The following is a 19,779-nucleotide window of genomic DNA, read 5'->3' on the forward strand; positions in this document are numbered from 1 at the left end:
GTCAAAGGTCCGCCCCCGCAAGCTGAAGCCGCCGTCCGGCGATGCGCAGCACCCGGGCCTGGACATGGGTCTTGGCGGCGCGGATCAGCGCCAGATCGTGGGTGGCGATGAGGATCGTCTTGCCCATGCGGTTGAGTTCGATCAGCAGGCGCATCAGGCGCTCGGACATCTCCCAGTCGATATTGCCGGTGGGCTCGTCGGCCAGAACTGCGTCGGGCGACATGATGACCGCACGCGCCAGCGCGGCGCGCTGGCGCTCGCCGCCCGAGAGCTCGGGCGGTCGCGCGTGCGCCCGCGCGCGCAAGCCCACCCAGCCGATCAGTTCGCGCAGGTTGGCTTCCTCGGCCAGCAGGTCGCGCGCCGACACCGAGAGCGGCAGGGCGATATTGGCCGCCACGTCGAGATGGTCGAGAAACTGGCAATCCTGGTGGACCACGCCGATGCGCCGCCGCGCCATCGCGATATCGTCGCGGCTCATCTCGCGCCGGTCCTGCCCGAACAGGCGCACCTGCCCCGCCGTGGGCGCGAGCGCGCCGTAACACAGCTTGAGCAGTGTCGTCTTGCCCGAGCCCGAGGGCCCGGTGAGAAAGTGAAACGACCCGGGTGCGAGCGAGAGCGACACGTCGCTCAGCAACTCCCCCCCGCCATAGGAATACCCCACGCCCTCGAGCTCGATCACCGCTTGCGCCTTTTTCTTCCGCAGCCCCCTTCATGCCCCAGAGGTCACACATGTGCAATCACTGGCCGCATGATTCGCTTTGCTCTTTTCGCTTCGTGGATTAGTGCCTATGCTCGCGCCACGGTCGCAAAAGCCGGATAACGGCGGCAAGCAGCAGGCAGCGGGTGAAACCATGAGGCTGACATGTCCGAACTGCGGGGCGCAGTATGAGGTGCCGGACGCGGTGATCCCGGTTTCGGGACGCGATGTGCAATGCTCCAATTGCGGCACAACGTGGTTCCAGAACCATCCCGATCACGAACCTACCGAGCCCGAGCAGCCCGACACCGGCCCCGAGCCAACGGTCGAGCCGGAGGAACGCGCCGAACCGGAGCAAGGCGCGGCGTCGAGACGGCGGATTGATCCGTCGGTTGCCGATATCCTGCGCGAGGAGGCAGACCGCGAGCGCGCCGCCCGCGCCGCCGAGGCCGATGACCGGATCGAGACGCAACCCGATCTCGGCCTTGGCGAGCCCGAACCCGATCAGGCGAAACGCGCACGCCAGGCGCGCGACCGGATGCAGCGGCTGCGTGGGGGGCGCCCCTCAGATACCGAAACGCCGCCGCGCGGCGACCCCGACACAGACGATGACGATAGCGGCGACGTGTTTGACGACGACGAGGATGACGACCTCGATCCTGGTTCGCGCCGCAACCTCTTTCCCGATATCGACGAGATCAATTCCTCGCTGAGCGCCTCGGGGGACTCGGCGGGATCGCTCTCGCCGGCCACGTCGGAAGACTCGCCGCCCGCCCGCCGTGGTGGCGGATTTCGCACCGGGTTCCGACTGGCGGTGGTGGGCTGCGTCGCGGCACTGGTGGTCTACCTGATGGCCCCGCGGATCGCCGGGCTCTGGCCCGCTGCCGAGGCCCCGCTTGCGCAATACGTGCAGGTGGTAGACGGGGTGCGCGCGATGCTGTCGGCGACGGTCGCCGACCTTCTGGCACGTCTCTGACGCCGCTCAGAACCGATCGAGAAGACGGCGCAGGTAATCGAGCTCGATATCTGGGCGCTCGCCTTCGCCCGAGCGGCGGCGGATTTCGTCGAGCAGGTCGCGCGCGCGGCGGTAGACGTCCTCGCCCTGCAACAGGCTGTCCTGGGTGCCCGCGTGACGGCCCTGACCGGCGTCGCGCCCGAGCGGGTCGGCCTGCGCGCGACCGGGGTCGCCACGTCCGTCGCTTGGGCCGCCGGGGTTCGTGTTGCGTGCCATCGCCTCACCCATGCTGCGCATCCCCTCGCGCAGGGCCTCCATCGCGTCCGCCTGGTCCTCGAGCGCACCGGCGAGGTCGTCCTCGCGCAGCGACTGCTCGGCCCCCTCCATGGACCGCTCGGCGCGTTCCAGCGACTCGCGCGCCGCGTCTCCGGCTTCACCGCCAAGTCCCGGCAGCGCGCCACGCTGTTGTTCGAGTTGGCGGCGCAGCACCTCCTGCCGGTCAGCGAGCGATCCGCCCTCGCCGCCGGGACGTGTGCCACCCTCGCCGCCGCCCTGGCCTTGCTGGCCGTCATGGCTCTGCCCGCGGCCCTCGCCGCCCGAGCGGCCCTCGTTCTGCTGTGACTGGCCGGATTGCGCATTCGGGTTGAACTGTTCCTGGAGATCGCGGAACGCCTGATCGGACAATCCCTGCTGGTTACGCAGCGTCTCGGAAAGCCCTTCCATCGCCTGCTGCCCCTCCGAGCCGCCCTGCTGACCTTGCGTGACCTGCATGTTCTCCATCATGCGCTGGAATTCCTCCAGCGCCTGCTGCGCCTCGGCAAAGCGGCCCTGCTCCATCAGCTCCTGAATGCGGTCCATCATGTCCTGCAAATCCTGCTGGGACATACGCATGGAGTTCTCGGCGCTCTGCTGATCGCCGCCGTTCTCGTCCTCACGCTGGGCCTGCTGCATCTTCTGGCGCAAATAATCCTGCGTGGCGTCGCGCAATTCCTGCATGAGACGGGCGATCTCGTCCTCGCTCGCGCCGTTCTTCATCGCCTCGCTCAGCCTCTCCTGCGCCGCGCGCATCCGCTCGAGCGCGTCGCCGACATCGCCATCCTCGATCATCACACCGAGATCCCATAGCGCCTGCGCGATCTCGTCGCGCCCGGCCTCATCGGGACCGCCCGCCGCCACCATCGCCTCGAGCCGCCGCAGGATGGCGCGCAGTTGCAGGTAGGTTCCGCTCGATCGGAAGAGCCCGTCGGTCGGCTCGTAGGAAGTCGCGCGCAGCACCTGCGCCACCCGCGTGGCGTTGTCCCGGCTCCACAGCAGGTCGCGCCGCTGCTCGATCACCGCGGCCGCGAGCGGATCGAAGAAGCGCCGCGCCGGGAGGGTCATCTCCGTCGGGTCGGACTGCCCTTCCTGCCCGATCGCATCCGTCACCGTCATCCGCAACGTCACCGGCAGATGCGCCCAGGGATGCTGGGACAGGTTGGCGATCAGGGTCTCGGTAAACTCGGCCCCGTCGCCCATCATCGGCAGCGGCAGGTCGAGCCGGATGGGCGCGCGCGGCTCGGGCTCGACGGCAAGGCCGTGACGGCGCGCGACGCGCTCCATGTCGAGCGCGATCACCGCTTGGCCACCGGTCACACCGTAATCGTCGCGCGCCTCGAAAGGCTGGCTCATCTGCCCTTCAAAGCTCGTCCGCGCCTCCGAGTCGAGCACCGCCACCTGTGGTGCGGCGTCGGCGACGGCCTCCACCTGCCAGCCGCGCCCGCCCGGGCCGTCGATGCGCAGTACACCGTCCTGCGCGATCTCGAAGCTCTGCTCGGGGCCCGTCTTCGGCCCCGTATCCTCGTCCCCGCCAGAGGCGGTCTCGTGCAGGCTGAGCGCACCCTCCGCGCCGTAGAACCGCAGCGTTACCTCGCTGCCCACCGGCGCATGGATCACGTCCTTCTGATCGGCAAGATAGAGGCTCGGCATGCCAGTATGGCGCGGCGGCTCGATCCAGCCCTCCCACGCCGGTCCCTGCGCCAGCGCCGCGCCGCTCCCGCCACCGGGGCCCTGTTGCGCCACCGTGCCCGCGCGCCAGACCGAGCCGAAGACAAGGCCGATCACCAGCACCAGCAGCGCAATATGACGCAGGCCATAGGGATCGAACCGCGCCAGCCGCAGATCGGGCGGGACGTGCCGCGCACCCGCCGCGCGCGTGGCCATGCGCGCCTGGTGCGCCCGCCACAGGGCGGCAGAGGCGGCATCGTCGCTGCCGATCGCCTGCGCATCCCCGAGCGCGGCCAGGGGCCGCCCGTCGAGCGATGCGTCGAGCCGGGCCACCGCCTCGGCCCGTCGCGGCCAGCGCAGCCGCAAGAACCCGCGAAGCCCAAGCGCCAGCGCGGCGAGCGCGAGCGTCGCGGTACCGAACCGAAACACGACGGGAGACGCATGCTCGTACAGACCGAGGAACACCCCGCCCGCCACCACGGCCAACAGGCTCAGCAACGGCCAGAAGGCCCGCGCAACCCGTTCGGCCAGCAACCCGGCCCAGGTGAGGCCGAGCGGCAGACGCAGCCGCGCCATCGCCGTTGCCAGAGGATCGCCCGGTCGGGACATCAGCGAAACCGCTCCTTTCAGGCCCGGCGCGACCGCCGCGTCAGAGCCATTCGGGGATGGTATCGCGATTTATCATTTCGTCAAAGGTCGGCCGCGCACGGATCACGGCAAAGTCACGCTCATTGACCAGAATTTCCGGGATGAGCGGCCGCGTGTTGTATTCGCTGGACATGACCGCGCCATAGGCCCCTGCGCTGCGGAACGCCACGAGATCGCCCTCGGCCAGCGGCGGCAGCATCCGGCCCCGCGCGAAGGTATCGCCCGACTCGCAGACCGGCCCGACCACGTCATAAGGCGTTTGCGCTACGCCCGGCGCGGGCTCGATCACAGGCACGATATCGTGATGCGCGTCATACATGGCCGGGCGAATGAGATCGTTCATCGCGGCGTCGAGGATGAGGAAATCGCGCCCCTCGCCGGATTTCAGGTAGATGACCCGGCTCACCAATATCCCCGCGTTGCCAACGATGAGCCGCCCCGGTTCGATCTCGATCTCGCAGCCAAGATGGCCCAGCTCCTCGCGGATCATCGCCCCGTATTCCACCGGCAGGGGCGGCGCTTCGTTAGAGCGGGTATAGGGGATGCCAAGACCGCCGCCCAGGTCGAGCCGGCGGATGTCGTGGCCATCGGCGCGCAAGACGTCCGTCAGTTCCGCGACCTTGCGATAGGCCAGCCGAAACGGCTCCAGATCGGTGAGTTGGCTGCCGATATGCACGTCGATCCCAACCACCTCGATCCCCGGCAGGCGTGCCGCCTCGGCATATACTTCGCGGGCGCGGGCAATCGGAATGCCAAACTTGTTCTCACTCTTGCCGGTGGCGATCTTGGCGTGTGTCCTGGCGTCCACGTCCGGGTTCACGCGCACCGCAATCGGCACGCTCAGCCCGAGGCCCGTCGCCACCTCGCTCAGCGCGTGCAACTCCGGCTCGCTCTCGACATTGACCTGCCGGACGCCGCCTTCCAGCGCCAGGCGCATCTCGTCCCGCGTCTTGCCGACACCGGAAAACACGATCCGCTCGCCAGGCACGCCCGCCGCGCGGGCGCGCGCGTACTCCCCGCCAGAGACCACATCCATACCCGCACCGAGGCCCGCGAGCGTCTTGAGGATCGCCTGATTGCTCGCCGCCTTCATGGCATAGCACACGAGATGATCCACCCCGTCGAGCGCCTCGTCGAACAGCCGGAAATGCCGCGTGAGCGTGGCCGTGGAATAGCAGTAGAACGGCGTTCCCACCGCCTCGGCGATCTCTGGCAGCGGCACGTCCTCGGCGTGAAGCACGCCGCCACGATAGAGAAAATGATCCACGCCTAGCCCCGCTTCATCTTGCCAGAAATATCCAGAATCCTCACGCCTGTCGCAGGCTGCGCAGGAAGAGGTAGAGCGGCAGGCCGCAACTCACCCCGATCCCGAACGTGGCCGGGATCGCCAGAAGTCCAAGCCAGCGCCGCTCCGCTACGCTCTCGGCCACGGCCCAGATGGTCAACGTCACGGCGGCGATGGTCAGATCCCAGACCAACCCGCTCGTCGCCGCGTTGGCGTGCCAGGCGTCCACCATCGCCATCAGGTCGTAGCCATTGGAGTTGAACCACACCAGGAACCACGACATCGGGTGCACCGCGCCCCACAGCGCCAGCGCGAGCCACAGCCATCTCACAGCCCGACCCCGACACCCAGGTCGACGCCGCCCACGCGCAGCCCGGTGCGCACGCCGCCGTACACTCCACCCGAACCCGCGCTGACCGTCGTGCTGAGCGTCGGGCGCACCGGCGGCCCCTCTGCGCCGCAGGCCCCCAGGATGGAAAAAGCCATCAGAAACGCCACGATCCGCCTCATGCCAAACGCTCCTTCCACCGTGCCACCTGTGCGCGCACCTGGTCGGGGGCGGTGCCGCCATAGCTCGTCCTTGACGCCACCGAGTTGTGCACGCCAAGGACATCATAGACCGACGCGGTGATTTCGCCATGCACCGCCTGCATCTCCTCGAGGCTCAGGTCCGGCAGGTCGCATCCCTTCGCCTCTGCGCGGGCCACGAGGCTGCCGGTGACGTGATGCGCCTCGCGAAACGGCATGTCCAGCACCCGCACCAGCCAGTCGGCGAGGTCCGTGGCGGTGGAAAAGCCCGACCCGGCAGCGGCCTCCAGGTTGTCCTTCTGCGCCGCCATGTCGCGCACCATCCCCTCCATTGCCGCGAGTGCCAGCATCAGGTTGTCGGCGGCATCAAAGACCTGTTCCTTGTCCTCCTGCATGTCCTTGGAATAGGCCAAGGGCAGCCCCTTCATCACCATCATCAACGCCACGTTCGCACCGAAAATCCGCCCCACCTTGGCGCGGAGCAATTCAGCGGCGTCGGGGTTTTTCTTTTGCGGCATGATCGAGGAGCCGGTCGAGAACCGGTCGCTGAGCGCGACAAACCGGAACTGCGCGCTTGACCAGATCACCAGTTCCTCGGCAAAGCGGCTCAGGTGCATGGCGCAGATGCTTGCCACGCCCAGGAACTCCAGCGCGAAATCCCGGTCGCTCACAGCGTCGAGCGAGTTGGCGCAGGGACGGTCGAAGCCCAGCTCCTTTGCCGTCATCTGCCGGTCGATCGGAAAGGACGTCCCCGCCAGCGCCGCCGCGCCCAAGGGGCATTCGTTCATCCGCGCACGGGCATCCCGCACGCGGCCCAGGTCACGCCCGAACATCTCGACATAGGCCATCATGTGATGGCCCCATGTCACCGGCTGCGCGGTTTGCAGATGGGTGAAGCCCGGCATCACCCAGTCAGCCCCCGCCTCGGCCTGTGCGACCAGCGCGCGCATGAGCCGGACCAGCGCGCCATTGGCGGCGTCGAGTTGATCGCGCACCCAGAGGCGGAAATCGGTCGCCACCTGATCGTTGCGGCTGCGCCCCGTGTGCAGCCGCCCGGCGGCAGGGCCAACCAGGTCCTTGAGTCGCGCCTCCACGTTCATGTGGATATCCTCCAGCGCGGTGGAAAAGGTGAAATCCCCGGCCTCGATCTCTGACAAGACCGTGAGGAGCCCTTCCCTCATCGCGCTTGCATCCCTATCACTGACGATACCCGTGGCGGCCAGCATGGCGGCATGGGCGCGCGATCCGGCGATGTCCTGCGCCGCGAGCCGCTTGTCGAACGAGATCGAGGCATTAATTGCCTCCATGATCGCGTCCGGCCCGTCGGCAAAGCGGCCGCCCCACATCTGGTTCGAGGTCGTGTCGGTCATTTTTTTCGGCCCTTTGGAGGGAACTATGAAACGTCTTCTCGGGATCGTCCTTTATATGGGCCTCGCGCTCGGTGCAAATGCCGCGATGGCCGACACCGCAGCACTCGAGGCGCTGCGCGAGGGGGACATGAAGAAACTCATGTTCCATTCTGCCCCCAAACCCGCCCCGCAAGTCGAATTCGAGAGCGAAGACGGCTCCTCGGCCACGCTCGCCGATTACCAGGGCCGCCATGTCGTGGTCAATTTCTGGGCCACATGGTGCGCACCCTGCCGGGTGGAAATGCCGATGCTGTCGAATTTGCAGGCCGAGATGGGCGGCGAGGATTTCGAGGTCGTCACCATCGCGACGGGACGCAACCCGCCCCCGGCGATGAAGGCGTTCTTCGACGAGATCGGGGTGGACAACCTCCCCCTCCACCGCGACCCCAAGAGCGCGCTTGCGCGTCAAATGGGCATCTTCGGCCTGCCCATCACGGTGATCCTGGATCCGCAGGGCCGTGAGATCGCCCGTCTGCAAGGCGACGCCCATTGGGATTCGAAGAGCGCCAAGGCGATTATTGGGGCGATGATTGATGAGGGTGGGGGGAGTTGAGACAGGCAGGCGCGAACCCAACAGTCATCGCGCCTTCACCGTTTTCTTGAAATGAAATAGCGCCGAACCTTTCGAAAGGGTCCGGTGTTACCCCCTCTATACCGCATGATAGTGTCGCAGCCCCGGGGGATGGGCCATCACGGGCGCCTTCACTCTCACGGTTCACCCGCCCGGCCCCGCTCGTTCAAGCGTCGGGGTCAGGTGCGCCGTCAATCCCGGCCTCAGCGAAACTCGCCATGCCGGAATGGCAGGCCAGCGCCGCCTGTACCACGCCCATGCCCAGCACCGCGCCCGAGCCCTCGCCCAACCGCAGACCAAGCGACAGGAGCGGTGCCTTGCCCAGCCGGTCGAGCAATAGCGCGTGGCCCGGCTCGGCGCTGACATGGGCGGCGAGCGCGTGGTCGAGCGCGCCGCGCGCCTCGGCCTCGAGGCAGGCGGCAGCGGCGGTGCAGATGAAACCGTCGAGCAGCACGGGGATACGCAAGGTCCGCGCCCGCGCAATCGCCCCGGCCATCGCCGCCAGTTCCCGCCCCCCGAGCGCGGCCAGCACGGCGAGCCCGCCGCGCACCGGGTTGGCCGCCACTGCACGCGCGACCACGCGCGCCTTGTGCGCGAGCCCCGCATCGTCGAGCCCGGTACCGCGCCCCGTCCAATCCGCCGCCGTGCCGCCATAAAGCGCCAGCGCGATGGCGGCGGCGGGGGTGGTGTTGCCGATGCCCATCTCGCCCGCGACGAACAGGTCCGCAGCCGGATCGACGGCGTCCCAGCCCACCTCCAGCGCCGCGACGCACTCGGCCTCGGACATGGCCGGTCCGGTGGCGATATCGCCGGTGGGCCGGTCAAGATTGAGCGCGCGCACGTCGAGCCGCGCCCCCGCCACGCCCGCCAACTGGTTGACCGCCGCGCCGCCCGCCTCGAAATTGGCGACCATCTGCGCCGTTACTTCGGACGGAAAGGCCGAGACGCCCTGCGCCACCACCCCGTGATTGCCGGCAAACACCACCACCTGCGGGCGCTGCACCCGCGCACGCGGATCGCCACGCCAGCCACAATACCACGCCGCCACCTCCTCGAGTCGTCCAAGGGCGCCGGGCGGTTTGGTGAGTGTCGCGTCGCGCGCCCGCGCCGCGACGATGGCCTCCGCGTCGGGACCGGGCAGATCGCGTAGCAGGGCGGCAAGGTCTGAGAGCGTGGCGAAGGGGGCGGACATGGCGGCCTCGTTGCAAGTGATCGCGCCCTTCTGTATCGCGAAAGGCGCCCCGACCACAGCCCGAAAAGGCCGCGACCATGTCAGAGACCGACCGCGAGAGCATGCTCCTCCACCCGTCCGATCTCGCGCTCGCCTTCGGGCTGCTCACGCGGCTGCCGGTGCCGGCAGGCGACGCATCACGCGGCTCGCGCGCGGCGTGGGCGTGGCCGCTGGCCGGGGCGGTGCTGGGCGGGCTTTCAGCGCTCGCAGGGGGCGCGGCGCTGGCACTGGGCCTGCCCGCACCGGTGGCGGCGCTGGCGGCACTCGGGGCGCTGGTCATGCTGAGCGGCGGGCTGCACGAGGATGGTCTGGCCGATACCGCCGACGGGCTCTGGGGAGGCTGGACGCAGCAGAGGCGGCTGGAGATCATGCGCGACAGCCGGATCGGCAGCTACGGGGTGATCGCGCTGGTGCTGAGCCTCGGCCTCCGGGCGGTGGCGCTGGCGCTGATCTTCGCCGCCGGCGCACTGGCGGCGACCGCAGCGCTGATCGTCGCGGCGATGGTGTCGCGCGCGGCCATGGCAGGGGTGATGGCCACCCTGCCCCACGCCCGCGCGGACGGACTGGCGCAGGCGCAGGGCCGCCCGCCCTGGACCACGGTGCTGCTGGCGGCGGCGCTGGCGAGCGTGACGGCGGTGGCTTTCGAGGGCATGGCAGGTGTCGCGGCGGTGGCGGCGGCGGCGCTGGCGGCGCTGGTGGTGGCGCGGCTGGCCCGGGCAAGGATCGGCGGGCAGACCGGCGACATCCTTGGCGCGGCGCAGCAGGTTGCCGAGATCGCCGCGCTCATGTGCCTGCTACCCTGAGATTGCGCACCCCACCATGAAAAAGGCCGCGCCCTCACGGACGCGGCCGATTACCTGATGCGATGCCACTCAGGCGGCGCGCGAGATGAGCACCTCGTCCACCTGGCGGGCGGCCTGCACCTCGTCACCGCCGGACGCCGCCGCGACCTCGCGGGTCAGCCGCTCGAGCGCAGCCTCGTAGAGCTGGCGCTCGGAATAGCTCTGCTCGCGCTGATCGTCGCTGCGATGCAGGTCACGCACGACCTCGGCAATGGCGATGAGATCGCCGGAATTGATCTTCTGCTCATACTCCTGCGCGCGGCGCGACCACATCGCCCGCTTGACCCGCGCCTTGCCCTTGAGCGTGGTCATCGCCTTGGAGATGACATCGGGGCTCGACAGGCTGCGCATCCCGATCTCGGTGGCCTTGTTGGTGGGCACACGCAGCGTCATCTTGTCCTTCTCGAAGGAGATCACGAACAGCTCGAGCGTGAGGCCCGCAACGTCCTGTTCCTCGATCGAGATGATCTGGCCCACGCCGTGCGCGGGGTATACGACGTAGTCATCGGGGCGAAACTCGGTCTTCCTGGCTTTCGACATACGGTTCTTTCCTTGCAGCGCGCCGTCCGACACAGAAAAGGGCACAAGCCGCGACCCTTCCAGGATCGGGTTTATGTGTCCTTTGTCATAGATTTTCCACCCCGGCAGCAGGTGAGGTGGAGCCGGTTTCAAGCACATCTTGTTTTACGAGTTCAGAACATAACACAAAAACCGCTCTCATGAAAGAGCGTGCGCCGATTGGCGTGGTTTTGACGTTATTCGTCAAACGCTTGGTGAACATGACGCGACAGAACGGGGGGCGCCGCCGCGCATGGCGTTGCGAATCGCTCTGTTCAGCCGCCCTCGCCCGGGGTTTCAGAGAAATACTTGTCCAACTTGCCGGTCTCACCGTCGCGCTCCTCGGCCTCGGGCAGCGGGTCTTTCTTGGTGACAATGACCGGCCATTGCTCGGAATACTTGCGGTTGAACTCGACCCACGGCTCCATTTCCGGCTCGGTATCGGGACGGATCGCGTCGGCGGGGCACTCGGGCTCGCACACACCGCAGTCGATGCATTCGTCGGGATGGATCACCAGCATGTTCTCGCCCTCATAGAAACAGTCCACGGGGCAGACCTCGACACAGTCCGTGTATTTGCAGGCGATGCAGTTGTCGGTGACGATATAGGTCATGGGTGTCTCACGTTCTTGCCGGGTGTGCGGCGTTTCGGGTGTGACCTAGTCCAGAGCGCGGCATCATTCAAGCGGGCCGGACCCATCTGGGAAGAGTTTGCGGCGGTCGCGCTTGGTGGGGCGTCCCTTTCCCTCGTAGCGCGGGTTGGGCGGGTCAGCGTCCTTCGGCGCGGGTGGCGTGATGTCCTCGTAGAGCGTGCGCGCCTCGGCGGCGGGGCCGCGGCGCGTGCCGGACGCGATGATGCGCACCACGCGCACCTGCGTGCCCTGCGCAAAGGTGAGCACATCGCCGGGGCCCACCTGCTGTGCAGGCTTGGCGGCGCGGGTGCCGTTGACACGGACGTGCCCGCCCGAGACCTGCCCGGCGGCAAGCCCGCGCGTCTTGAAAAAACGCGCATGCCAGAGCCACTTGTCGAGGCGGGACCGCTCGGCGCTTGGGGCCACGCTCAGCTCTTGTCCTTGAGCCCCATCAGAGCGGCGGCAAAGGGGTTGTCGGGGTCGATTCGATCCTTCTTTTCGGGCCTGGCGCTGAAGGACTTTGCGCGCTCGTCGCGCGGTTTTCCCTTGGGACCGCCCTTGCCCTTGGGTTTGCCCTGCGGCTTGCTGCGCGCACCCTTCGGAGCGCGATTGCCGCGCGGGGCCCAGGTGAAAGTGTAATAGACCTCGATCTCCGGCTCTGCCACCTCGGGCGTTTCGCCCGGAACGACCTCTTCCTCGGGCGTCTCCGCGATCTCGGGGGTGCCTTCCGGCTCGGGCTGCGGCGGTTCGGCGGCAACGGGAGCCTCGCCCTCATCCGCGATCTGCTCGACGGCATCGGCGACGGACTCTGCCGGGGCCTCTTCGGCGGCGATTGCGGCATCGGCGGGGGCCTCGGCCACGGCCTGATCCACCGGCTTGACCTTTTCGCGCTCGCCGCGCTCGGCACGGTAGCCCAGCCCCTGCATCAGCCCGGCGAATTGCTCCAGCGTCATGCCGGTGATGGACAGCATATCCGCCGTCGCCTCGAACCCGGCGCGCCCATCGGCGCTGCGCAGCATGTCGGCGAGCCGCTCCAGCATGTCGATGCGAATCGCCCGTTCGCCCGCGGCGCGGTAGCCCGCCATCGCGAAATAGCCCTGCGGCGCGGTCGTATCGGCAGGCACCGTCACCAGCCCCGGCGGCGGCGCCTCGGGGAAGGTGTCGAGCCCATTCCTGAGCGACCACAGCACCAGCCGCAGCCGCGTTGGTGCGGGCTTTAGCAGCGCGGGCAGGAACACGGTGAACTGGCCGAAACGCACGCCGTGCTTGCGCAAGAGCCCGCGCGCCTCCTGGTCGAGCGCCTTGACCTCCTCGGCCACATCGCCGCGCGGAAGCACGCCCATCGCCTCGACCAGCCGGAAGCCGAAGCCGCGCGCAAGGCCCGTGAGAGCCTCGTCGCGACTCATCGCCATCAGCGGCTCGAACAGGGTGGCGACCTTGCGGTCGATGAAATGTTGCAAGCGGCGCTGTACCTTGGCCGCAACCTCTGCACCCGCCTCGTCATCGACGAATGCCACGGCCTGCGGCCTGAGCGGATCGGAGCCGACAGTGAGCTTGCCAACCGCCTCGTTGCCCCACATCAGCCCGCCCTGCTCGGTGAAATCGATCATGGTATCGGGCGCGTTGTAGAACTGGTCCGCCTTGAGGTGGAAATGGGGGGCGAGCGCCGCGAGGCTCGCCTGTTGCAGCGTGCGCGCTTCCTGCCCGGCAGCAGCCTTGTCGCGGATGAAGCGGAACCCTTCGAGCCGCCCGACGAATTCGCCCTCGACGCTGACCGCGCCCTGATCGTTCACTTCGGCCACCATGGCCTCCTTCTGCTTGAGCCGCCGCATCAAAACGGATGTGCGCCGGTCCACGAATCTCTGGGTCAGCGCACCGTGGAGCGCGTCCGACAGGCGGTCTTCTACCGCGCGTGTCGCCTCGCGCCAATGGGTTTCGTCATCAACCCAGCCCTTGCGCTGCGCCACGTAGGTCCATGTACGGATATGCGCGAGCCGCTTCGACAGCGTGTCGATATCGCCATCGGTGCGGTCGATTCGCCGGATCTGCGTGGCCAGCCAGTCGTCGGGCACGCGGCCAAGCTCGTGCAGGTCGCAAAATATGCGCTCCAGCAGGCTGGCGTGCTCGGTGGCACTGATGCCGCGAAAGTCGGGGATACGACAGACATCCCACAGCAGCCGCACGGCGGGCGCATCGCTGGCGCGGGCGCGCACGTCCGGCACCTCCGAGAGCGAGCGGAGGGCGGCAAGATCGTCTGCCTCGCGCCCGCGAGAAAGCAGGGTGTGTTCCGGGCGCGCCTCGAGCGAGTCGATAAGAACCTCGGGTGAGCCGAAAGCCAACCGCGCGTTGCGCCATTCGAGACGGCGCACCGGGGCGAAGCGGTGATCGGTGATCGCCTCCGCAAGCGCCGGCTCCAGGTCGGGGGCCTCGGCGGTGACACCGAAGCTGCCGTCGCGCATCCCCCGTCCCGCACGTCCGGCGATCTGGCCAAGCTCGTGAGGGAACAACGCGCGCATCCGCCGCCCGTCGAATTTCGACAGCGCGGAAAAGGCGACGTGATCAATATCGAGGTTGAGCCCCATGCCGATGGCGTCGGTCGCCACGAGGTAATCCACGTCGCCGTTCTGGTAGAGTTCGACCTGCGCGTTGCGGGTGCGGGGGCTGAGCGCGCCCATCACCACCGCAGCACCCCCCTTCTGCCGCCGGATCAGTTCGGCGATGGCATAGACGTTTTCCACCGAGAACCCGACGATGGCGCTGCGCGCTGGCAGGCGCGAGACCTTGCGCGGCCCGGTATAGACAAGCTGCGACATGCGCGCGCGGCTGAGAAACTCCACCCCCGGAACCAGCTCGGCAATGACGTGGCGCATGGTGTGGCTGCCCAGGAACTGCGTCTCGCGCAGGCCACGCATCCTGAGCAGCCGGTCGGTAAAGACGTGGCCGCGCTCGGGATCGGCGCACAGCTGGATCTCGTCCACAGCGACGAAATCGGTCCCCATCCCTTCGGGCATCGCCTCGACCGTGCAAACCCAGTATTGCGCCCGCGGCGGAACGATACGCTCCTCGCCGGTGACGAGCGCCACAACAGACGGGCCGCGCACGGCCACGATCCGGTCATAGACCTCGCGCGCCAACAGGCGCAACGGCAGGCCGATGATGCCGGTGCGGTAGCCCAGCATCCGCTCGATCGCGTAATGGGTCTTGCCGGTATTGGTGGGGCCCAGAACCGCGACGGTTCTCGACTGCTCGGACATGCGCCCCCCGTTCTATTGCCATGGATTGCCGTTCAGAGGTCGGTGCCGCCCATTTCACGCGACACCCTTTCCAGCGCCTCGCTTACGGCCTCGTGATGCGGATGTATAGCCTGCGACCGCTCGAAAGCCTCGTGCGCAAGCGCCGCACGCCCGGTTTCCTCCAACACCCGGCCCATGCCGAAGAGCGCGTTGAAGTGGCGTGGTTCGAGCGCGATAACCTGCGCGAGGTCGTTGAGGGCCAGACCATAGTGCTCCTGCCGAAAGAACGCGACCGAGCGCAAGTGCCATGCCTCCGCAAAGCCGGGTGCGTGGTCGATTGCGGCGCTCAAATGCTCAACTGCCATTTCCATATCGCCGGCCTCGAGCGCGTCCTTGCCGCGCCGCAAGAGCAGGTCCATCGCCGGTGAGCCTGATTTTGCCCATTCCAGCTCGATCTCGGAGGCGATGCGGCGCGCCTCTTCGGGCGCGGCACCCTCAAGCTGCGAAAACAGCGTGTCGAGGCGGGTCTCGGCGGCCGTCGCGGGTAAGGAAAACATGACCAGCGCAAGCAGTGCCGCAACGGTATGGTTGAGATATCGGGGCCTGTCTCTCATAACGGGGTCAGTGTAGCGCGGAATGCCGGGAGCGAAAGCCCCGTCATCGCAATCGTGAAAGGATGAACCAGATGAGCGACGTGATTGAAGCCGCGGTCAAGGCTCTTAACGAGAAGATGGGCAGCGACGGGTTCGACGGATCGGCCAAGTTCGTGATCGAGGGCGAGGGCAGCATCGTGATGGACAGCGATGGCGCGCGCGCCGCAGATGACGACACCGACGTGACGCTCAGCGCCGACGCCGACACGTTCGAATCGATCCTCGCAGGCGATCTCGATCCCACCGCCGCGTTCATGTCGGGGCGGCTTTCGGTGGATGGCGACATGGGCATGGCGATGAAGCTCGGCAGCGTCCTCGCCTGATGAAGGCAGCGCCGCTCTTCGCGCAGGTTGCCGACGGCCCCGATAACGGGGCCGCGTGGTGGCTTCAGGCGCGGGATGGCGTGCGCATCCGCGTGGGACTGTGGCACCGCGAGGCGGCGGCGGGCACGGTTTTGCTGTTTCCGGGGCGCACCGAATATGTCGAGAAATACGGGCGCGCGGCGCAGCATTTCGCATCACGAGGATTTGCCACGCTGACGGTGGACTGGCGCGGACAAGGGCTGGCGGACCGGCTCACTGGTGATGCGATGGCCGGGCACGTGCTGCATTTCTCCGACTACCAGCAAGACGTGGAGGCAATGGTCGGGGCGGCGCGCGCGCTCGACCTGCCGCGCCCCTGGCACCTGCTGGCGCATTCGATGGGTGGGTGCATCGGGCTGCGCGCGGTGATGGATGGGCTGGACGTGCGCAGCGTTGTCTTTTCCGGGCCGATGTGGGGGATTCACATGGGTCCTGCGCTGCGCCCCTTCGCGTGGTCGCTGGCCTGGGGGTTGCGGCGGCTTGGTCTTGGCCATGTCTACGCGCCAAGCACCGCGGGCGAGCATTACGTGCTGAGCGAGCCGTTCGAGACCAACAAGCTCACCAATGACCGCGAAATGTGGGATTACATGGCCCGGCAGATCGAGGCGCACCCCGAGCTGGGTATCGGCGGCCCAAGCCTGCGCTGGCTGCACGAGGCCCTGCGAGACATGCGGACGCTGGCGGCGCGTCCCTCGCCCGCGCTGCCCTGCCTGACGATTGTGGGCAGCGACGAGGAAATCGTGGATGTGGGCCGTATCCACGACCGCATGGCGCGCTGGCCCGGCGGGCGACTGGAGATTGTTCCGGGCGGGCGGCACGAAACCCTGATGGACACGCCCGCCGTGCAGGCGCGGCTGTTCGAGATGATCTGCAACTTCTACGACAGGCCAGGGAACGGCGCAGCGGCGGCGTGAGGCGCAGAAGGCACCGCCGTCTGCGAGAAAAGCGCGCTTGGCCTGATCGTGCCATTCCATACAACGGTCGAGGAGCCGCGCAGCGCCCGACCGCGGGTGGGCGCTCAAACGGGTGTGGTCCTCGCTTTATGGTACCAAATACTGCAACGATTGTGCTGAGTTAGACGTCACAAAAGCGCCCGCCCGGGGGGCGGTCGGGCGCTGCGCGGCGGCGCGTGAACGCGCCTTTACTCCGCGCATTGGCACCAAGCTGTGAGGGTCCGCTTCAGGCCAACTTCGCCCACAAGCGCCCTCATGTCCGCCATGTACCCTGCCCGCTACCCCTCGGCCTGCACCGTCACCCGCTGCTCGCCCAGTCCTGTGATGCGCAGCACCATCTCGTCGCCCGCGGACAGGAATCGCGGCGGCTTGTGGCCCACGCCCACGCCCGGCGGCGTGCCGGTGGCGATCACGTCACCGGGCTCGAGCGTCATGATCGCGCTGAGGTAGGACACGATCTCGGCCACGCCGAAGATCATCCGCGACGTGTTGCCGGTCTGCATCCGCTCACCATTCACCTCGGTGGCAAGATCGAGCCCCTGCACGTCGTCCAGTTCGTCGGGGGTGACGAGCCACGGCCCCACCGGCGCGAACGTGTCGCAGCTTTTGCCCTTGGTCCACTGCCCCGACCCCTCGAGTTGCAGCGCGCGTTCCGACACGTCATTGACGATGGTGTAGCCCGCGACATGCCCGAGCGCCCGGGCCTGGTCCACGTATTTCGCCCGCCGGCCGATGACGATGCCGAGCTCCACCTCCCAATCGGTCTTGGCCGAGCCGCGCGGCATCACCACCGGGTCGTAGGGGCCGCCAAGCGCGGTCAGCGCCTTGAGGAACACCACCGGCTCGGCCGGCGGCTCGGCACCGAGCTCGGCGGCGTGGTCGCTGTAATTTAGCCCGATGCCCACGATCTTGCCGATGCCACTCACCGGCGGCCCCAGTCGGGGCGCGCCCGGCACAAGCGGCAGCGCCTCGGGGTTGAGCCGCGGCAGCGACCCGAGCACCTCGCCCGCGAGATCGGGCACCACGCCCGACAGGTCCCTCAGCCGTCCCTCGGCATCGAGCACGGCGGGGCGCTCCTGCCCCCGATCCCCAAAGCGTGCAAACCGCATGTCATCCCTCCTGTTGCGCAGTCGCGTGCAGAATAGACGGCGGGCAGGGCTGTGCAAGGGCATGACAAGAGCTATCATCGCGGCATGGTCTTGCGTGTCACCGCTCAAGGTCTCTATTGCGCCGCGGGCACGGGGCCTGTCTCGCCACCGATCTGGCCGCGCGCGTGATGCGGCGCCGGCCGGTGCAGTACGGCTGAGCGCGCGAAGCGGGGTTGAGCCGCGCCGAGGCCCCGCCTATGTCTGGGTTTCATCAACAGTCGAGGTTTTCCCCCATGCGCACGCTTCCCTTTCCCGTCCACGATGCCAACGCCACCGCCGGGGGCAAGGATCTGGGCCGCCTGCCGGAATGGGACCTGAGCGATCTCTATAGCGGCGCGGACGCGCCCGAACTGGCCCGCGATCTCGACTGGCTAGAGACAGAATGCGCAAGCTTCGCCGCCGACTACGAGGGCAAGCTGGCCAACCTCGATGCTGACGGCCTGCTCGAGTGCATCCGCCGCGACGAGGCGATCAGCCGGGTAGCGGGGCGCGTCATGTCCTTCGCCGGGCTGCGCTACTACCAGCAGACCACCGATTCCGCGCGGGCGAAATTCCTCTCCGACTGCCAGGAAAAGATCACCCGCTTCACCACGCCGCTGGTGTTCTTCTCGCTCGAGCTCAACCGGCTCGACGAGGACGCGCTGAAGGCGATGTATGAAGAGAATGCGGGGCTTGCACGCTACGCGCCGGTGCTGCGCCGCATCCGCGCGATGAAGCCCTACCAGCTTTCCGACGAGCTGGAGAAATTCCTCCATGACCTGGGCGTCGTGGGCGACGCGTGGGAGCGGCTCTTTGACGAGACCATCGCGGGGCTCACCTTCACCGTCGAGGGCGAGGAAATGGGGATCGAGGCCACGCTCACCCTGCTTACCGATCACGATCGCGCCAAGCGCGAGGAGGCGGCGCGGGAACTGGCGCGCGTGCTGGGCGAGAACCTGCGCACCTTCGCCCGCGTCCACAACACCACCACCAAGGAAAAGGAGGTGCTCGACCGCTGGCGCGGGATGCCCACCGCCCAGACCGGGCGGCACCTCTCGAACGATGTCGAGCCGGAGGTGGTCGAGGCGCTGCGCGCCGCGGTGGTGGGCGCCTACCCGCGCCTGTCGCACCGCTATTACGAGCTCAAGCGCAAGTGGCTGGGGCTGGAGCGGATGCAGGTCTGGGACCGCAACGCGCCGCTGCCGCTGGAAGCGCCGCGCACCATCCCGTGGGATGAGGCGCGCGAGACGGTGACGGCGGCCTATGCAGGGTTCGATCCGCGCATGGCCGAGCTGGCCGAGCCGTTCTTCGAGAAGGGCTGGATCGACGCCGGCGTGAAGCCCGGCAAGGCGCCGGGCGCCTTCGCCCACCCCACCGTGACCGACGCACACCCCTACGTGATGCTCAACTACCTCGGCAAGCCGCGCGACGTGATGACCCTCGCCCATGAGCTGGGCCATGGCGTGCATCAGCGGCTCGCCGCGGAACAGGGCGAGCTTCTGGCCTCGACTCCGCTGACGCTTGCCGAGACGGCCAGCGTCTTCGGCGAGATGCTGACCTTCCGCCGGATGCTCGACGGGGCGCAGACCGACGCCGAGCGCAAGGTGCTGCTCGCGGGCAAGGTCGAGGACATGATCAACACCTTGGTACGCCAGATCGCGTTCTACGATTTCGAGTGCAAGCTGCACGCCGCGCGCCGCGAGGGCGAGCTTACGCCCGACGACATCGGCGCGCTGTGGATGAGCGTGCAAGCAGAGAGCCTCGGGCCGGCATTCGATTTCATGGACGGATACGAGACGTTCTGGGCCTATATCCCGCATTTCGTGCACTCGCCCTTCTACGTCTATGCCTATGCCTTCGGCGACGGGCTGGTGAACGCGCTCTACGCCGTCTACGAGGAAGATCCCGCCGGGTTCGAGGACAGGTATTTCGAGATGCTGCGCGCAGGCGGCTCGAAACACCACAAGGACCTGCTCGCCCCCTTCGGCCTCGATGCCTCGGACCCGGCGTTCTGGAACAAGGGCCTGTCGATGATCGAGGGCATGATCGACGAGTTGGAGTCGATGGAGGGCTGACATGCATACCCGTCGCGGGGATTGTGAAAGCCGCAGA

19 protein-coding genes are annotated in these 19,779 nt (G+C 67.8%); 6 read left to right on the top strand and 13 right to left on the bottom strand.

The genetic code is table 11. The features are described 5' to 3' along the window. Position 1: 1 nt before the first annotated feature. A complete protein-coding gene (locus tag CRJ03_RS14405; RefSeq protein WP_104019564.1) occupies positions 2-679 on the bottom strand; it encodes a cell division ATP-binding protein FtsE in 678 nt (225 codons plus the stop codon). Between the two features lie 172 nt (positions 680-851). Here CRJ03_RS14405 and CRJ03_RS14410 point away from each other — a divergent pair, with 172 nt between their 5' ends. Continuing rightward, the gene (locus tag CRJ03_RS14410) at positions 852-1,673 is read left to right on the top strand and encodes a zinc-ribbon domain-containing protein (protein WP_104019641.1); all 822 of its coding nucleotides are present in this window, start codon (positions 852-854) and stop codon (positions 1,671-1,673) included. Positions 1,674-1,679: 6 nt separating this feature from the next. Here CRJ03_RS14410 and CRJ03_RS14415 read toward each other — a convergent pair whose 3' ends face one another. From CRJ03_RS14415 to argH, 5 genes are read right to left on the bottom strand one after another with little or no spacing between them, the layout of a single operon-like run. After that, positions 1,680-4,244 (bottom strand): TIGR02302 family protein, encoded by a 2,565-nt coding sequence (locus tag CRJ03_RS14415; RefSeq protein ID WP_104019565.1) that lies wholly within the window; start codon positions 4,242-4,244, stop codon positions 1,680-1,682. Positions 4,245-4,284: 40 nt separating this feature from the next. After that, positions 4,285-5,550, bottom strand: a complete 1,266-nt coding sequence (lysA, locus tag CRJ03_RS14420) for a diaminopimelate decarboxylase (RefSeq protein WP_104019566.1) — start codon at positions 5,548-5,550, stop codon at positions 4,285-4,287. Positions 5,551-5,590: 40 nt separating this feature from the next. Next, a complete protein-coding gene (locus CRJ03_RS14425; RefSeq protein ID WP_104019567.1) occupies positions 5,591-5,899 on the bottom strand; it encodes a DUF2834 domain-containing protein in 309 nt (102 codons plus the stop codon). Next, positions 5,896-6,078: an argininosuccinate lyase gene (locus tag CRJ03_RS14430; RefSeq protein ID WP_240611683.1), complete on the bottom strand. Its 183-nt coding sequence runs from the start codon at positions 6,076-6,078 to the stop codon at positions 5,896-5,898. The genes CRJ03_RS14425 and CRJ03_RS14430 overlap by 4 nt, the downstream gene beginning before the upstream one ends. Continuing rightward, positions 6,075-7,466: an argininosuccinate lyase gene (argH, locus tag CRJ03_RS14435; RefSeq protein ID WP_104019568.1), complete on the bottom strand. Its 1,392-nt coding sequence runs from the start codon at positions 7,464-7,466 to the stop codon at positions 6,075-6,077. The genes CRJ03_RS14430 and argH overlap by 4 nt, the downstream gene beginning before the upstream one ends. 25 nt (positions 7,467-7,491) lie before the next feature. Here argH and CRJ03_RS14440 point away from each other — a divergent pair, with 25 nt between their 5' ends. Next, complete coding sequence (locus tag CRJ03_RS14440) at positions 7,492-8,058, top strand: TlpA family protein disulfide reductase (protein WP_104019569.1); 567 nt, start codon at positions 7,492-7,494, stop codon at positions 8,056-8,058. A gap of 184 nt (positions 8,059-8,242) precedes the next feature. On the opposite strand, the gene cobT is transcribed toward CRJ03_RS14440, so the two are convergent. After that, entirely contained in the window at positions 8,243-9,268 is a 1,026-nt protein-coding gene (gene cobT / locus CRJ03_RS14445; RefSeq protein ID WP_104019643.1) for a nicotinate-nucleotide--dimethylbenzimidazole phosphoribosyltransferase, read from the bottom strand. 77 nt (positions 9,269-9,345) lie between these two features. Between cobT and cobS the strand changes: the two genes are divergently transcribed. Continuing rightward, a complete protein-coding gene (cobS, locus tag CRJ03_RS14450; RefSeq protein WP_104019570.1) occupies positions 9,346-10,110 on the top strand; it encodes an adenosylcobinamide-GDP ribazoletransferase in 765 nt (254 codons plus the stop codon). 69 nt (positions 10,111-10,179) lie between these two features. Here the strand turns inward: cobS and CRJ03_RS14455 are convergent, their stop codons facing one another. The 5 genes from CRJ03_RS14455 to CRJ03_RS14475 all read right to left on the bottom strand — a co-directional run bounded on the left by CRJ03_RS14455 (position 10,180) and on the right by CRJ03_RS14475 (position 15,186). Then, positions 10,180-10,689 carry a CarD family transcriptional regulator gene (locus CRJ03_RS14455; protein ID WP_104019571.1) on the bottom strand — a complete coding sequence of 170 codons (510 nt, stop codon included), beginning with the start codon at positions 10,687-10,689 and terminating at the stop codon, positions 10,180-10,182. A gap of 293 nt (positions 10,690-10,982) precedes the next feature. Continuing rightward, the gene (gene fdxA, locus CRJ03_RS14460) at positions 10,983-11,321 is read right to left on the bottom strand and encodes a ferredoxin FdxA (protein ID WP_104019572.1); all 339 of its coding nucleotides are present in this window, start codon (positions 11,319-11,321) and stop codon (positions 10,983-10,985) included. 63 nt (positions 11,322-11,384) lie between these two features. After that, positions 11,385-11,765 (bottom strand): RNA-binding S4 domain-containing protein, encoded by a 381-nt coding sequence (locus tag CRJ03_RS14465; protein ID WP_104019573.1) that lies wholly within the window; start codon positions 11,763-11,765, stop codon positions 11,385-11,387. A gap of 2 nt (positions 11,766-11,767) precedes the next feature. Next, positions 11,768-14,593, bottom strand: a complete 2,826-nt coding sequence (locus tag CRJ03_RS14470) for a helicase-related protein (RefSeq protein ID WP_104019574.1) — start codon at positions 14,591-14,593, stop codon at positions 11,768-11,770. Positions 14,594-14,625: 32 nt separating this feature from the next. Next, a complete protein-coding gene (locus CRJ03_RS14475) occupies positions 14,626-15,186 on the bottom strand; it encodes a tetratricopeptide repeat protein (protein ID WP_104019575.1) in 561 nt (186 codons plus the stop codon). Positions 15,187-15,257: 71 nt separating this feature from the next. Between CRJ03_RS14475 and CRJ03_RS14480 the strand changes: the two genes are divergently transcribed. Both CRJ03_RS14480 and CRJ03_RS14485 read left to right on the top strand, forming a co-directional pair. Beyond that, complete coding sequence (locus tag CRJ03_RS14480) at positions 15,258-15,548, top strand: SCP2 sterol-binding domain-containing protein (RefSeq protein WP_104019576.1); 291 nt, start codon at positions 15,258-15,260, stop codon at positions 15,546-15,548. Further along, entirely contained in the window at positions 15,548-16,501 is a 954-nt protein-coding gene (locus tag CRJ03_RS14485) for an alpha/beta fold hydrolase (RefSeq protein WP_104019577.1), read from the top strand. Before CRJ03_RS14480 ends, CRJ03_RS14485 begins: the two co-directional genes overlap by 1 nt. A gap of 317 nt (positions 16,502-16,818) precedes the next feature. Here the strand turns inward: CRJ03_RS14485 and CRJ03_RS14490 are convergent, their stop codons facing one another. Beyond that, positions 16,819-17,649 (bottom strand): fumarylacetoacetate hydrolase family protein, encoded by an 831-nt coding sequence (locus tag CRJ03_RS14490; protein WP_104019578.1) that lies wholly within the window; start codon positions 17,647-17,649, stop codon positions 16,819-16,821. 272 nt (positions 17,650-17,921) lie between these two features. Here CRJ03_RS14490 and CRJ03_RS14495 point away from each other — a divergent pair, with 272 nt between their 5' ends. Next, positions 17,922-19,742: a M3 family oligoendopeptidase gene (locus tag CRJ03_RS14495; protein ID WP_104019579.1), complete on the top strand. Its 1,821-nt coding sequence runs from the start codon at positions 17,922-17,924 to the stop codon at positions 19,740-19,742. Positions 19,743-19,779: the final 37 nt, after the last annotated feature.

Source organism: Roseovarius nitratireducens (assembly GCF_002925845.1).
Lineage (GTDB): Bacteria > Pseudomonadota > Alphaproteobacteria > Rhodobacterales > Rhodobacteraceae > Roseovarius > Roseovarius nitratireducens.